The 14,666-nt window shown below is 66.9% G+C and carries 14 protein-coding genes; 3 read left to right on the top strand and 11 right to left on the bottom strand.

All coding sequences use genetic code 11. The features are described 5' to 3' along the window. Positions 1-16: 16 nt before the first annotated feature. The 8 genes from BMZ17_RS11295 to BMZ17_RS11260 all read right to left on the bottom strand — a co-directional run bounded on the left by BMZ17_RS11295 (position 17) and on the right by BMZ17_RS11260 (position 7,301). The gene (locus BMZ17_RS11295; RefSeq protein WP_093138673.1) at positions 17-973 is read right to left on the bottom strand and encodes a type II secretion system F family protein; all 957 of its coding nucleotides are present in this window, start codon (positions 971-973) and stop codon (positions 17-19) included. Beyond that, positions 973-2,259, bottom strand: coding sequence for a CpaF family protein (locus BMZ17_RS11290; protein ID WP_254775284.1), 1,287 nt, complete (start codon positions 2,257-2,259; stop codon positions 973-975). The genes BMZ17_RS11295 and BMZ17_RS11290 overlap by 1 nt, the downstream gene beginning before the upstream one ends. Positions 2,260-2,324: 65 nt before the next feature. Beyond that, complete coding sequence (locus BMZ17_RS11285) at positions 2,325-3,617, bottom strand: AAA family ATPase (protein ID WP_093138671.1); 1,293 nt, start codon at positions 3,615-3,617, stop codon at positions 2,325-2,327. After that, a complete protein-coding gene (locus BMZ17_RS11280; RefSeq protein ID WP_093139650.1) occupies positions 3,617-4,924 on the bottom strand; it encodes a type II and III secretion system protein family protein in 1,308 nt (435 codons plus the stop codon). Before BMZ17_RS11280 ends, BMZ17_RS11285 begins: the two co-directional genes overlap by 1 nt. 17 nt (positions 4,925-4,941) lie before the next feature. Beyond that, positions 4,942-6,024 (bottom strand): Flp pilus assembly protein CpaB, encoded by a 1,083-nt coding sequence (gene cpaB / locus BMZ17_RS11275; RefSeq protein ID WP_093138670.1) that lies wholly within the window; start codon positions 6,022-6,024, stop codon positions 4,942-4,944. Positions 6,025-6,047: 23 nt separating this feature from the next. Next, on the bottom strand, positions 6,048-6,545 hold the full coding sequence (locus BMZ17_RS11270; RefSeq protein ID WP_093138669.1) for a TadE/TadG family type IV pilus assembly protein: 498 nt from the start codon (positions 6,543-6,545) through the stop codon (positions 6,048-6,050). A gap of 3 nt (positions 6,546-6,548) precedes the next feature. Continuing rightward, positions 6,549-7,073 (bottom strand): A24 family peptidase, encoded by a 525-nt coding sequence (locus BMZ17_RS11265; RefSeq protein ID WP_343124184.1) that lies wholly within the window; start codon positions 7,071-7,073, stop codon positions 6,549-6,551. 54 nt (positions 7,074-7,127) lie between these two features. Beyond that, on the bottom strand, positions 7,128-7,301 hold the full coding sequence (locus BMZ17_RS11260; RefSeq protein WP_093138668.1) for a Flp family type IVb pilin: 174 nt from the start codon (positions 7,299-7,301) through the stop codon (positions 7,128-7,130). A gap of 595 nt (positions 7,302-7,896) precedes the next feature. On the opposite strand from BMZ17_RS11260, the gene BMZ17_RS11255 reads away from it, so the two are divergent. The 3 genes from BMZ17_RS11255 to BMZ17_RS11245 all read left to right on the top strand — a co-directional run bounded on the left by BMZ17_RS11255 (position 7,897) and on the right by BMZ17_RS11245 (position 12,062). Then, a complete protein-coding gene (locus BMZ17_RS11255) occupies positions 7,897-8,838 on the top strand; it encodes an AraC family transcriptional regulator (protein ID WP_093138667.1) in 942 nt (313 codons plus the stop codon). Between the two features lie 186 nt (positions 8,839-9,024). Beyond that, a complete protein-coding gene (locus tag BMZ17_RS11250; protein ID WP_093138666.1) occupies positions 9,025-11,649 on the top strand; it encodes an ESPR-type extended signal peptide-containing protein in 2,625 nt (874 codons plus the stop codon). 146 nt (positions 11,650-11,795) lie between these two features. Further along, a complete protein-coding gene (locus BMZ17_RS11245; RefSeq protein WP_217645789.1) occupies positions 11,796-12,062 on the top strand; it encodes a hypothetical protein in 267 nt (88 codons plus the stop codon). Positions 12,063-12,292: 230 nt separating this feature from the next. On the opposite strand, the gene BMZ17_RS11240 is transcribed toward BMZ17_RS11245, so the two are convergent. The 3 genes from BMZ17_RS11240 to BMZ17_RS11230 all read right to left on the bottom strand — a co-directional run bounded on the left by BMZ17_RS11240 (position 12,293) and on the right by BMZ17_RS11230 (position 14,661). Next, a complete protein-coding gene (locus BMZ17_RS11240) occupies positions 12,293-12,703 on the bottom strand; it encodes a histidine biosynthesis protein HisIE (protein ID WP_093138664.1) in 411 nt (136 codons plus the stop codon). Positions 12,704-13,577: 874 nt separating this feature from the next. Continuing rightward, on the bottom strand, positions 13,578-13,973 hold the full coding sequence (gcvH, locus tag BMZ17_RS11235; RefSeq protein ID WP_093138663.1) for a glycine cleavage system protein GcvH: 396 nt from the start codon (positions 13,971-13,973) through the stop codon (positions 13,578-13,580). Positions 13,974-14,040: 67 nt separating this feature from the next. Beyond that, positions 14,041-14,661: a 2-hydroxychromene-2-carboxylate isomerase gene (locus BMZ17_RS11230; protein WP_093138662.1), complete on the bottom strand. Its 621-nt coding sequence runs from the start codon at positions 14,659-14,661 to the stop codon at positions 14,041-14,043. Positions 14,662-14,666: the final 5 nt, after the last annotated feature.

Below are 14,666 nucleotides of genomic sequence, written 5' to 3'. Positions count from 1 at the left end.
GGCATCTCCCGGGGGCTCATAGCGACTTGGCCAGGCGATACAGCGTGAACGCGCCGATCGCCTCCAGCAGCACCGCGCCGAGCATCAGCTTGTGGCCCAGCGGCTGCTGGAACATCGGCGCGAAGAATTTCGGGTCCACCAGCGCCATGAACAGCGCGCAGGCCACCGGCAGCAGGCCCAGCACCCAGGCCGACATCCGCGTCTCGGAGGTGGTCGCGCGCAGCTCCAGTTGCACCTGTTCGATATCGCGCAGGAAGTCGCTCATGCGCTGCAGGATCTGGTCGGTGCGGCCGCCGATGCGGATGCTGGTGCCCAGCACCACGGCCAGCGTATCCAGCGCCTGCAGCCGGTAAGGTTTCGCCGCCAGCGACAACGCGCGGTCCAGGTCCATGCCGCCGCGGCTGTAGGACATCGCTGCATCCAGCACCGGGCGCAGCGGCGCCGAGGCCTGCGCGGTGGCGCTCTGGAAGGCCATCGTCAGGCTGTTGCCGATGCTGGCCACGCGCACCATGTTGTCGAGGAAATCCGGCAGCTGGCGCACCAGCTGCTGCAGCTGGCGCTCGACCCGACGATGCAGCCACAGCGCGATCGCCGCGGCATAGACGGCCAGCGTCAGCAGGCCGAACCACACCGAGCCCAGCCGCACCCAGCTGCCCAGCATCAACAGCAAACCCGCGCCGAAGATCACCGCGGTCGTGCGATGGGTCGCACTGAGGTTGGCCCGGCGAAGCAACGCCAGCCAGCGCGCGCCAATGCCCGTCGACGCGACCGCCGTGCCGGCGCTGGGCGACAGCGCGGCGGCCGCCGCTTCCGAGCGCGCGCCCGGTGCCGATGTCCTGGAGGCCGCCATGCGCTGTTCGGCGACCTGCGCGGCCAGGCGCTGGCGCTGGCGTGCGGCGACGCCGAACCAGAGTTCGACGCCGGCAGCCAGCAGCAGCGCGACCAGACTCAGCAGGAGCAGGACCAAAGCCATCAATAGGTCTCGTGCAGGGCGTTGCGCAGGTACTGGCGATACGGTTCGAGCTTGTACGAGTGCGGGTGGAAGCCCAGGCCCGTCCAGCGGTCGTGTTCCGGCGCGCCGTCATAGCCGGGCTCGTGGCGGAACAGTTCCTGGGTAGTGATCAGGTTGTCGGTGACGCCGGTGATTTCGGTAATCGAGGTGATCACGCGGCGGCCGTTGGCCAGGCGCGAGATCTGCACGATGAAATCGATGGCGCCGGCGATCTGGCGACGCAGGCTTTCCTCGCTGCCCTGGAAGCCGGCAAAGCCCGACAGCATCTCGATGCGATACAGGCAATCGCGCGGTGAGTTGGCATGGATGGTGGCCATCGAACCGTCGTGGCCGGTGTTCATCGCCTGCAGCATTTCCAGCACTTCGGCGCCGCGCACTTCGCCCACCACGATGCGGTCCGGGCGCATGCGCAGGCTGTTGCGCAGCAGGTCGCGGATGCTGACCGCGCCAGTGCCGTCCAGGCCGCCGACGCGGCTTTCCAGGCGCACCACGTGAGGATGGTTGAGCGAGAGTTCGGCGGTGTCTTCCACCGTCACCATGCGCTCGTTGGACGGCACGAAACTGGCCAGCGCATTGAGCAGCGAGGTCTTGCCTGAGCTGGTGCCGCCGGAGATCACGATGTTGCAGCGGCCCTGCACCATCGCATCCAGCAGCGCGCGCATCGGCTTGTCGAACGCGCCGCGATCCATCAGCTCGTCGGGCGTGAACGGGTCCTTGCGGAATTTGCGGATCGACACCATCGGGCCGTCGACGGCCAGCGGCGAGATGATCGCGTTGAGGCGGCCGCCGTTGGGCAGGCGCGCATCGACCATCGGGTTGGATTCGTCCAGGCGGCGGCCCAGCGGTGCCAGGATCCGGCGCAGGATACGCAGCAGGTGGCGATCATCGCTGAAGCGCTGCGGCGCGCGGGTCAGCACGCCGCCCTGGGAGACGTGGATGTCCTTGTAGCCGTTGATCAGGATGTCTTCGATCTTCGGGTCCAGCAGCAGGTCTTCCAGCGGACCGAAACCGGTCAGCTCCTTCTGCAGGGCGATGGCGACCAGCTCCATTTCCGATTCATTGACCGGGATGCGCCACTCGCGCACGAAGGTCGAGGTCTGCATCCGCACGTACTTGGCGATCGTGTCCGGCGCCCAAGAATCGATGTCGATCCGCTCGTCCTCGATCTGGTTGAGCAGGTGCTCGTGCACCGCCAGCAGGACGCCCTGGAAATGCTCGGTCTGATCGAAAGGCGTGGGTGAGGACATCGGCAATTCCCTCTCGGAAAATCCTTTCGCGTCCCGTTTCAGGACGAACGGGGTGACGTTGCTGTTCATGCCGGCGATTTCTTCAGTCGTTGCGCCAGGCGCTGCAGCGGCGAGGCCGCTCCGGCACCGACGCCTCCCAGGCGGGACGCGAGCGGATCGAGCGCGCGCAGGTACGGATCGCGCGAGCCGGCCTGCGGCAGCAGCGTGCCCAGGCTGGCGGCCGCACGCAGCACGCGGCCGCGGTCGGGCAGCGTGGCTAGCACCGGCAGGCTGAAGCGCTCGGCGATCTGCGCACTGCTGATGCCGGCGGTTTCGTCGTAGCGGTTGACGATCACCTTGAAGCGATCGTCCAGCAGCCGGCGTTCACCCAGTTCCAGGTGGATCTGGTTGAACGACACCAGCGCGCCGATCGACTGGTCGGTCACCAGCCACACTTCACTGGCGTCCTGCAGCAGGGTCAGCGGCATCTGCTGCACCGGCACGCCGCCGATATCGCACAGCACCAGCGGATACACCGCGCGCAGGCGCTCGATCAAGGCATGCGGGTCCTGCGCCTGCGGCAGTTCGCCCGGCGCGCGGCCCAGCACCGCCACGCCGCTGGGATGCTCGGCAAAGGCCGTGCGCGCCAGGGTTGCATCGATGCGCGTCGGGTTGCGCAGCGCTTCGTCGTAATGGAACCGGCCGTTGAGCCCCAAGTACAGCGAGACATCAGCCGCCGGATAGCCCAGGTCCAGCACCAGGCGCGAATCGGCATGCGCATCGGCGACCGTGGATGGCGTGGTCGCCGGGCGCGACATCACGCCGAGATAGCCCACCAGCGTGCTGGTGCCGACGCCGGCGCGCACGCCGTACAGCAGCACCAGCTTGCCGCGCTGCTGTGGCGCCGGCGTGTCCTGCGCAACCGGTGCGGCCGATGGTGCAGGCTTGCGCGACAGCACGCGCTGCAGCAGCTCCTGGACTTCGCCCGGGCCACTGTCCAGATCGATGAAGTCCTGCATGCCCGCGCGCATGGCCGACAGCACCGCCTCGCCCTGGTCCGGCGCACCGGTGCCCACGGCCACCATCACCAGCTGCGGATTGGCCGTGGCCAGCTGCTGGGCCAGTTCGATCGAATAGCGGATGTTGGTGCTGGTGAAATCCAGCAGCAGCACGTCCCAGTCCTTGCCCTGCTGCGCCACGGTGGCCGGCAGCACATCGCGGCTGTCCTGCCAGCTCAGCGCATAGCGACCGCCGAGCTTGGAGGTCAGACGCGGCAGGAAGCCGTTGTCCGGCGCGAACAGCAGCAGCTTCGGCGCATCGCTGTCCGGCTGGCGCGACGAGAACATGTCGAACTTCGACGTGGCGGGCGTGGGTGCCATCAGCGTGAGAATCCGGGGAGCTGGTCCGGGCCGGCCGGATGCAGCAGCCAGCTGCCCCACACCGGCAGCTTGGCATCGGCTTCGCGTGCGCCGGGCAGCGGCACGTTGACGCCGCGCGCGATCGGCTTGACCAGATGCGGGGTCACCACGATCACCAGTTCCTTGTCCTGGCGCTTGTACTGCAGGTTGCGGAAGAAAGAACCGATGATCGGCAGGTCGCCCAGCAGCGGCACCTTGGCGACGGTCGTGGCCATGTTGCTGCTGACCAGGCCGCCGATGACGAAGCTCTCGCCGTCGCCCAGTTCGACCGTGGTGTCGGCACGACGCGTGGAGATCGCCGGCACCTGTACGCCATCGAGGGTGACGGCGCTGCTGTAGTCCAGCTCGCTGGCTTCCGGTGCGACCTTGAGCGCGATGCGATCGGACGACAGCACCGTCGGGGTCACGGTCAGGCCGATGCCGAAGGGCTTGAAGGTCACCGTGGTGGTGCCCAAACCCTGCGGCTCCAGGATCGGCAGTTCGCCGCCGGCCAGGAAGCTGGCGCTCTGGCCCGACAGCGCGGTCAGCGACGGCTCGGCCAGCACGCGGGCCATGCCGTTGCTGGTGAGCAGGTCGAAGCTGGCGTCCCACGCATGCTTGGCCGAGGAAGCCACCAGGCTGAAGGCCGACGACAGCGCGCTGCTGGAATCACTGGCACCCGGCGAGGTCACGCCGTAGCTGAAGCCGCCATTGGTGTTGGTGAAGTTGATGCCGATCTGCTTGAGCGAGGTGCGGTTGAACTCGACCACCTTCACGTCGACCTGGACCACGCCGCCGGTGGACACGGTGGAGACATCGCTGATCACGCCCTGCGGGCCGATCGCACTGATCGCGGCCTTGCGCGCGGCTTCGTGGTCCAGCAGCGAAGGTGCGCTGCCCTGCAGCGTCGCCTGGTTGTCCTGCACGGCCACCGCGACCGGGCTGCCCTGGCTCAGCTGCTGCTGCAGCGCGCCGCGCACTTCCACCGACATGCGCTGCGGCGTGGCCGCGCCGCGATGCCACAGCAGCAGCGTGGTCTGGCCGGGCTTCTTGGCCACCAGCAGCGCGCTCTTGCCGCCCTTGAGCGTGACCAGGTCGGCCACCTCGGGATCGGCGATGGCCACGCGCTCCAGGTCGGCCGGCAACGTCCACGGACGCTGCTCATGGCTCTGCAGGACCAGCGCCGTGCCTGGATCGGTCTGCGCCTGGCCCGCCGCGGTGGTGGTCAACAGCGATGCCACCAGCAGGCAGGTCACGAGGCGGCGCGGCAGCTTGGAAGAAGAAGTCATGGAGGCCTGGAAAGTCATCATGGGGAGGTGCTGCCGGACTGGCTGCCGCGGATGATCTCCAGGCGGCCACCGGTGGGCGCTGCCGAACGGATCGGGCGGTCCGCAGCCGGCGACGGCTGTGGCTTAGCTGCGGCCTGGCCATTGCGGCCCAGCAGGCCGGCCGAATCGACGCCGGCATAGGCGCGGTTCTCGGCGCTGTTGGCGCTTTCGCGCTGTGCATCGTCCAGGCCAGCACGCAGGCCCAGGACCTGGCGCGGCGCGGGGAACAACTCCTGGTCGGGCATGCCTTCGTCGCCCGGATGACGCAGGGCCAGGAACAGCTTGCCGGTCTGCGCGGCCAGGATCAGGCGATCGGCGCCGTCCACCGGCACCGCCAGCACGGCGCTACGCGCGACCGTGGCGGCGGCGCGACTGACGCCAGCACCTGCACGGGCGGTGATCGCGGCGGCGCGGTCTTCGCGCTGCGGCGCCGGCGCATCGGCATTACCTTCTTCGCGCGACTGCGGCGCGGTGCCCTGGACCAGCGCGGGGCTGTCGACATCGCGATCGCCGTAGCTGAGGACACGCAAGCGCGGTAGCAGCAGGCGCGCCTGGCTGCCTGCGGCGGCGGCCGGCACGCGCGGGTCATCGCCCTGGTCGCGGATGCTCAGGAAGACGTCCACCAGATCGCCTGGCGCGACGCGATTGCCCGCGCCGGCCAGCTCGTCGACCGGGATGGCGATGGCGCGCTCGCCCGGGCGCAGCGCCAAGGCCAGGCCACCCTTGAACTGGTTCTCGGTCAGCACGCTGCCCGAGCTCACCGACTGCGAAGGCGAACGCCCCACCACATCCTCGACCCGCAGGAAGGCGCCCACGGGGGCGCCCTTGCGTTCGACCTGTTCCAGATCCAGCGCCTGTACCGGCAGGCCGGCGGGCAGCGCGCGCGCCGCCACGACCACCTTGGTGGACTGGCCGCTGTCGGGCGTGCGCACGACCTGGACACCGGTCGGTTCGGCCGGCGCCTTGGAGCGCACCAGCATGGTCAGCGCGACACCGGCCAAGGCCACCGCCACGACCACCAGGGCCAGGGCGAGCGTTCGAGTTGCTTTCTGCATCGTCATGAAATTCCGTGTTTCACGAGCGATCACTCGCCCAGGTCAAGTTGCGCAACGGCGGTACTCCGCATGTCCCGCCCGAGGAACCACCCCATCATTGTGGCAGTCCCGGGGACAAATGGATGATCGTCGTAATCGAAGCTCACCGTCACCTGCATGCACTGCCGATCCGGCGTGCCGGCGCAGGCGAAAGGCTGTGAGACCGCCACCGGCGCGCCATCAGCGCTGGCGCAGTTGGCCTGGCTGCCCGAATACGTCAGCAGCCACTCCATTGAACCCTTGGCCGCCATGCACGCGGCGCTGCGCCGCTCGGCGGTGGTGCCATAGCGCAGCGATGCGCGCGCGCCTTCGGCGGAAGCCAGCGACAGCGACTGCTGCGCGGCGAACATCATGACCCCGGTGAACAGCAACATCAGCAGCGGGATCACGCCCAGCATCAGCAGCAGCGCGTACTCCACCGTGACCACGCCACGCTGGGCGCTAGGCCGGGCTCCCCGCGACCGTCGGCCGCCTGCACTCGTTCGCATACATCACCCCCAGACCATCCAGGCCATCGCCGCCATTGCCAGGCAGGTGGCGTAGGGAATGCCCTGCCGCCCCTGCCGTGCCGCGAGCACCTTCCCGCGCAGTGCAACGCAGGATGGTACGTGTCGAACCAGCGCCACCGACCAGCCCGACGGAATCCAAATTTCCACTCTGCGCCAAGACAGGACACAGAGCGCATAGACCCCGGCCATCAGGCTGGCCACCACCCACACGGGCAACAGCGCCTTCCATCCCAGCAACAGCCCCAAGACCGCGAAGAACTTGACGTCCCCCGCCCCCATCACCCGCATGGCGTAGAACGGCAGCATCGCCACCAGCCCTGCGCAGAAACCGAGCATACCGTCTACGCCTGAGAGAGGTCCCGCGACGCCTGACACGTAGCAGATGCCAGCCCCGCCGATGGCGCACAACAAGACCCGGTTGGAAACCCGCCGTGCGTACAAATCGCTGATTGCGACTTGAAGGCTGAGCGCAATCGCCACGGCAAGGATCGGATTCAGAGCCAGCACGTTCTTCCCCGCAGCTCAGCATTGAAACTCAACGCGAGGGCCTCGAACTGATCCTCAAGCCGCTGCGACAGCCGCGGTCAGTTTGGTAAACAAGCTGGTGAACAGCGTACTCAGGTTGCTTTGAAAGACGAGCACCAGCGCACTGGCGACGATGGCAGCCAACAGGCCGTATTCCAGCGCGGTGACGCCGTCTTCTTCCTTCAGGAACTTCTTGATTGCAACGTTCATTGGATTTCCCCCGACTGCATTGGATCGCCCTGATCGAGAGACCGTCACGCCCCGGGCGGACCAGGCGTGCGGCGTGTACGACGTGGTAGACAAAGCACCTTGCTTCCAGCACTGCCGCTGATGAAGCCGTTGGAAACGTGCTGCCGGGCTTACCTGCTTGCAGTGTTTTTCCAAGATCCTTTGGCCTGCCACGGGGCGTTGCGCCCTTGGACGGCATCGTCTGCGAGAAGCCCGCAGCGCAATACACAAAAACGGCAGCTGCACGCGCTGGGACGCACATGCTCAGAATCACTAACAGCAGGCGTGTCAGCGCTGTCATGGAACACAAGTCTCAAGCTTGGACGCCGCCGATCTGTGCGCATGGACAACTCTTGACCACGCATTGATTCGCAAGCCCGGCCACATTTCCGAAAACGTACATCCACGCGCCGGTTTTGAGGTTTAGATGGCGCACGGACATCAGGACGTGGAACGAGCCGATGGGCATCGGTGCACAGGGGGCGTCAAGTCACACGCGACATCAACACAGGCCTCGCCTCGCGCGGCCGGTCGAGTCTTGCCCGCTGCAGCAGCACGTGGACCGTCGCGCTTGAAGATGGAAGGCGCCAGCGTGCTCGAACCCTTCGACCTGCTCGACCTCAGCGCAATGCTGCGTGTCTGCGATGTCGAACTCGTGCTGCTGGACGGCATCGGCCCACGCGCGGCGATCCAGCAGCAGGTGCATGACGAGTCGCTGCTGTGCACGCTGGAGATCGGCTTCACCGCCCGCGCGCGCTTCATGCTGCCGCTGGACTGGTGCCTGATCGGCTACATCCACCACATCGACGAAGCCGCCAGCTGGTGCCACGGCGCGGCACTGGTGCCGGGCACCATCGTGACGCTCACGCCCGATGGCATCAGCGAGATCGTGCTCAGCAGCGGCACGCGCGTGAGCTTCGCGCTGCTGCCATATCGCCGCCTGCAGAAGAAGTTTTCCGAACTGCACCTGGGCAGCCTGGATGGACCGGGCCATGCGCTGGCGTTGACCAACAGCCACGGCAAGGGCGAGCTGGGCCAGGCTTATGGCGAACTCGATGCCCTGCTTGCCCAGGGCCACCAGGCGTTGGGCGGTTACGACCTGGCGGCCTTACTGGATTGCCACGTGCGCGAGGTGCTGGCCGCAAGCAGCTTCGACCGCATCGTGTGTGCACGCTCGCGCCGGGCGCGTTACCTGATCCTGCGGCGTGCGGAAGACTTCATGCGGATGCACCTGCGTCGCCACATCTACATCCAGGAAATCTGCGACGCCGCAGGCGTCAGCGAGCGCACGTTGCGTTACGCCTTCGAAGATCTGGTCGGCATCTCGCCCAACCGCTATCTCTCGCTGCTGCGCCTGTGCATGGCGTGCCGCAGCCTGTCAGTGGCTGACAGCAGTCGCAAGTCGGTGAAAGCCGTGGCACTGAGCTGCGGGCTGTGGGATCTATCGCGCTTTGCCGAAAGCTATCGCCGCGTGTTCGGCGAACTGCCGCGCGACACCTTGATGCGCCGCTCGATGTAAGCCCGCGCGGGCGACCGCGCATGCACGGCCTTGCCAGAAACGTGCAATCGCCTGCCGGTTTCGGCCAACGCTTTGCCGGATCGCGCGCATGACGTGCCGGATTCAGGTGAGCCGCGCGCGTCCACTCCCCTGTAATGCAGGCCTACCGCGTCGCCGCGACGCTGCAAGGATGAGCAGGGGATCCCCATGAATCGCATCTATCGACTGGTCTGGAATCGCACCCTCAACGCGCTGGTGGTGGTCTCGGAGCTGGCGTCGCCTCGCGGCAAGCAGGCCGGACGCAGCGCCACTCGCACCATTGCGGTATTGGCCAGCGCAGGCCTGCTTGGCGCATTCGCCAGCACGGCGGCCGCGCAGGACCTGCGCTTGAACGAACTGCTGCAGACCGCCAATCAATACCTGCCAGCGTCGCCGGCGACGACATCGCCGACCGCCGCCACCAGCACGCTGGGCACGACCGCGCAGACCACCGTTACCTCGGTGCTGGGCAGCAGCGCAGGCAATGCTGGCCTGCCCAACCTGGGCGTGACTCCGCTGCAGGATGCGCCGCTGGCGGCAATCGTCGATCCGGTCGAAGCCACGACAACGCAGCTGTTGTCCGGCACCGCGCTCGGCCAGGGCGTCGGCCAAATCAGCAACGGCACGGGCAGCGCTTTAGCGCAAACCGGCAGCCAGCTTGGCAGCGTCGTCACTGCGATCACCACCTCCGCGCCGCTCGGCCAGACGGTCAGCGCCAGCACCACGGTGCTGAGCACAGGTCTGCAGGCAACCACGACCGCGCTCACGTCTTCGGATCTATCGGACACGGTCAACGCTGCCGGCACGACCGTGGCCAGCGTGCTCGACACCGCGATCAGCGGCGTGGGTACCACGCTTGGCGGTGCCACCGGCACCAGTGCGCCACTGAACGCTGTCGGCGATGGCCTGTCGCAGGCCGTCACCCAGGTCAGTGGTGTCGTCGCCACCGTCGTCCAGGGCAGCTCCGGCGCCGGGACAGGAACAGGGGGCGGAGAAGACGGGACCGGTGGCACCGCCTCCCCGGTCAGCGATGCAGTGAGCGAACTGCTCGCCAATTTGAACAGCGCCACCGACAACGCGCCGCTGGCCGCCGTCGTCGACCCGGTCGAAACACTCACCACGCAGCTGCTCGCCAACAACGCGCTCGGCCAGGGCGTGACCAGCACGGTGAGCGGCGTCGGCGATGCAGCGAGCCGGACCGGCGAACAACTCGGCAGCGCAGTGTCGGCGATCACCGGTTCGCAGCCGTTGGGCCAGACCTTGAATGCCGCCACGGCCGAGCTGGACAGCGGGTTGCAGGACACGGCCACTGCGCTGACGTCGTCCGACCTGTCCGACACGGTCAATGCGGCCAGCGGCACGGTCGCGACGGTGCTCGGCACGACCCTCGAGGGACTCGGCGGCACGCTCGGCGCAGCGACCGGCAACAGCACCGCGCTCGCACCGCTTTCCGCTGGGCTCTCGCAGACCGTGAGCCAGGTCGGCGGCGTGGTCGCCAATGTGCTCCAGGGCAGCGATGGCACGGGCGGCGGTGCCGTCGGTGGCCTGGGCGATCTGCTCGGCTCCACGCTCGGCACCGGCAATCTCGGTGGCAGCCTGGGCACCGCCTTGGGCGACACGCTGGAAGGCGTGATCGGCAGCGATGGCCTGCTCGGCACCGGCTTGCTGGCCACTGGCGGCGACGGCGCACTGCTGGGCATCAGCCTGCCCGGCATCACCGCGGGCGTGGGCGTCTGCGCCGATGTGCTCGGCGTGGTGACCCTTGCATGCGACGCGGGCGAAAGCCTGGTCGATATCGATCTTGGCGTCGGCGTGCCCGACCTGAGCGATCTGGACCTGACCAACGTTTACAACACGCTCAACGATTACGAACAGCGCATCACCAACCTCGAAGCGATCAGCCCGTATCTGGACGTGAACTCCGACGGCGAGGCCGCCCAGGCACTCGGCCTGGACAGCGTGGCGCTCGGCAATGCCGCACTGGCCTCGGGCGAGAATGCGGTGGCGCTGGGCAACGGCGCCAATGCCAATGGCCTGAGCGCGGTGGCGATCGGCAATGCGGCCTCGGCCCTTGCTTCCGACAGTATCGCGGCAGGCAACAACGCGATGGCCAGCGCGATCGGCGCCAGCGCCTATGGCAGCGGTGCGGCCGCCACAGGCCTCGGCAGTACCGCGATCGGCCAGGCCGCCAGCGCATTGGGCGATAACGCCTCGGCGATGGGCAACGGCGCCAGCGCGCGCAGACTCAACAGCAGCGCCTACGGCAGCAACGCGGTGGCCTCCGGCGCCGACAGCACTGCGCTTGGCAGCGATGCGCTGGCCGCGGCCGACAACAGCGTCGCGCTGGGCAGCGGCTCCACCGCCGACCGCGCCAACTCCGTCGCCGTGGGCAGCACCGGCAACGAGCGCCAGGTCACCCATGTCGCGCCCGGTACCGCCAGCACCGATGCGGTCAACGTCTCCCAGCTCAGCACCGGCATGGCCGATGCCATGACGTGGGCGCAGGACTACACCGACCAGCGCTTTGCCCAGTACGGACGCCAGTTGAACGAGGTCGACAACCGCGCTTCGGCCGGCATCGCCTCGGCCATGGCGGCGGCCAGCCTGCCGCAGCCTTCAGAACCGGGCCGCAACATGGCCGCCGTGGCCGCCGGCAGCTACAACGGCGAGTCGGGCCTGGCCGTGGGTGTCTCCGGTATCACCGAAGGCGGCCGCTGGGTCTACAAGCTCAGCGGCTCGACCAACACCCGCGGCGATGGCGGCGTCTCGGTGGGCGCCGGCATCCAGTGGTGACTCGAACACCGCTTGTTCCCTGCCCCAAAGGACGCCCCCATGCAGCGATGCCCCAATCCCTCCGTGCGCTATCGCAAGCTCGTGACGCTTATCGCTCTGGCGCAGCTGCTTGGCGGCCGCGACTGGCCAGCCTCATGGCGCAGGCCGTGACGGCACGGCAACTCTCCGACCTGCAGCTGATCGGCGACACCGATCGCCTGCACGCGGCGGACGACAACCAGGCGCTGTCCGAGCGTCGTGCCGAAGCCATGCGTGATGGCTCGGTCGCCGGCGGCATCGCCGCGTACACGATCCAGTCGAAGGCCGGTGATCCACTGGCGCAGAGTCCCGGGCCGGCTTCGCCAGAAGTCATCGATTGCCCAGCGCCCAATCGACGCGTGGAAATCAGCGGCCTGATCGCCGCGCGCGACTGATCCCCTGTCACGGCCAGCATGGCCGTGCGGCGCGATACCCCTCCGGTGTGTCGCGCCTTTTTTTGTCCCGAGCACACGCATCGACCCGGCGTCTCGCGTGCGCTTGCCTGAACATTCGCGCCCGCCTAAGCCAACACGCAGGCGAAAAAAAACCTCCTCCCCGCTGGGCGCCGGGGAGGAGGCTTTATCGAAGTATTGCGGTCTTGCGTATCGCTGTTGCCGCGATCTTTTTAGATCAGCGGAGCCGGCGTCGCGGGAAGCGCGACCGGGGCGGCCTTCTTCTTGGCAACCTTCTTCTTGGCTACTTTCTTGGCCGGTGCCTTCTTGGCCGGAGCCTTCTTAGCGACCTTCTTCGCGGCCTTCTTCACAACCTTCTTGGCAGCAGCCTTCTTGGCGACCTTCTTGGCCGGCTTCTTGGCGACCTTCTTGGCAGCAGCCTTCTTCGCTACTTTCTTGGCCGGCTTCTTGGCGACCTTCTTGGCAGCCTTCTTCACGACCTTCTTCACTGCCTTCTTGGCCTTGGCGACCTTCTTGGCAGCCTTCTTCGCGACCTTCTTCACAGCCTTCTTGACGGCTGCTTTCTTGGCGACTTTCTTGGTGGCCTTCTTGGCCGTTTTCTTTACAGCTTTCTTCGTTGCCATGTGATGGCTCCTCGTCAGTGATTACTTTGGATGAAACATCCAGTACCAAGCCCAGTACTCGAAACGCCGCGGGAGTCGGACCCGCATGCAGCCGCCGACGCGCCATGCGCGCTGGGGCGGATCTTGTTCGACGCAGGCCACTGCCTGCGTCGTGCGCCTGACCATGCAAAGACACCCGCGTCTGGTGCGGCGCAGGTGTCTGGTGAGATCAGTCGCTGAATTTCTTTGGGGGAAGCGAAGCCTTCGACCATCCTCATCGGGGGGCGTACGGGCGACCTTGTCGTTGTGCGTTTCGTCGCGATGACCGGCTCGCTTGCATGTGTGGTGCGGAAGGCGTGTTGGGGCGAAACCTAATCACGGTTTTTATAGGTGTCAACTACTTTGCAAAAAAATTTCGCATCTATTTTCGCGATGCGTTCGCACGCCCTCCCCGGTCGACGGCAAGAGCCATCGTTTCTGCATGCGCCACATGGCCTGCATGCAAGCGATGCGTTTTTAGCAGAGTGCTTTTTTTATGATGTTTCGTGCATGGCACCTGCGAAAGCACTTGCCGAAATCGTGCATGCACGCTTGCCTGCATGCAGGCGCTGCGAACGCGCCGCGCAGTTGAATCGCGGCTGATCCAAGCCGAGAGTTCGTTCGTGCTTTTCGCGTCGCACAAGCAGCATTGCGCACGAACTGCGCAAACTTTTCGCCACCACGCGTCCTCGATGCATGGCGTTCGATGCATGTCGCGCGTGCTTCGCGTGGGTTTGATCGATGCACGCGAGCGACCATGACCGGCCTGCAAGCACCAACGAAAAACGCCGCGTCATGGACGCGGCGTTTTCGGTTGCAGCGTGCCGGCTTTGGAAGCCGGCGGAGGAAGCGAGGCTCAGTCTTCCTCTTCGTCCATCTGCTCGGCGTACTCGTCCGGACCCAGCAGGTCTTCGAGTTCTTCCGGGTTGCTGATCTCGACCACGTACAGCCAGCCGTCGCCGTAGGCGTCTTCGTTGATCGTTTCCGGCTTGTCGGTCAGGCCATCGTTGACCTCGACCACCGTGCCCGAGACCGGGCTGTACACGTCCGAAGCGGCCTTGACCGACTCGACCACGGCGCTGGCGTTGCCGGCGGTCACGGTATCGCCGACGCCCGGCAGCTCGACATAGACCAGGTCGCCCAGCAGACCCTGCGCGTGATCGGAGATGCCGACCGTGACGCGGCCGTTGCCCTCGACGCGGGCCCACTCGTGGGACTTGAGAAATTTCAGATCGCCTGGGATCTCGCTCATGGGGTGCTCCGGCTTGAAGGCGGTGGTGGGAATGGACGCAAGTTTAGCGAAAGGCGCAGGCGACTTGTCACCCGGCCCGGTACGGTGCGCGACCGCTGGTCAGCGCCGCGTCAAGCAGGTCGATGCGGTCCTGCCCCCAGAACGGTTCGCCGCCGCGGACGTAACCCGGCAATCCGGGCAGGCCCGCCTCGATCGCCGCGCGGGTGTTGTCGGCGTAGAGCTGCGCAACGTGCGGTGCATCGGCCGTCTTGAGGATCGCATCGGCATCGACGCCCAGTGCGCGCAGCAAGCCGGCCAGCGTGTCGGCATCGGCTAGGTTGGCCTCCTGCGCCCACAGCGCGGCGTAGGCGGCAGACATATAAGTATGTGGCGCGTGGCCATGCTCGATCAGCGCGATGATCACGCGGTCGGCCAAGCCGATGTCGCAGGGATAGAACTTCGGCTTGAGGTTGAGCGGCAGGCCGCGTTGCTCGCGCACGCGCTGCAGTTCGATCAGCCGATAGGCCTGGCGCGTCGGCGGGCGCTGCGCCAACGGCAGCGCACCGACTTCGGCGAACAGGTCGAGGATCCGCACCGGCCGCGTGCGCACCTGCGCGCCGTGGCGCGCAGCGACATCCAGGAATGCCTGGTGACCCAGGTAAGACCAGGGCGAGTGCAAGGTGACGAAGTAGTCCAGTGACTCGGCCATGGCCG

Origin of the sequence: Pseudoxanthomonas sp. GM95, assembly GCF_900109775.1 — a bacterium.
Taxonomy (GTDB): domain Bacteria; phylum Pseudomonadota; class Gammaproteobacteria; order Xanthomonadales; family Xanthomonadaceae; genus Pseudoxanthomonas_A.
The sequence above is the reverse complement of the archived record's forward strand: the minus strand, read 5'-3'. Positions and strand labels throughout refer to the sequence as shown.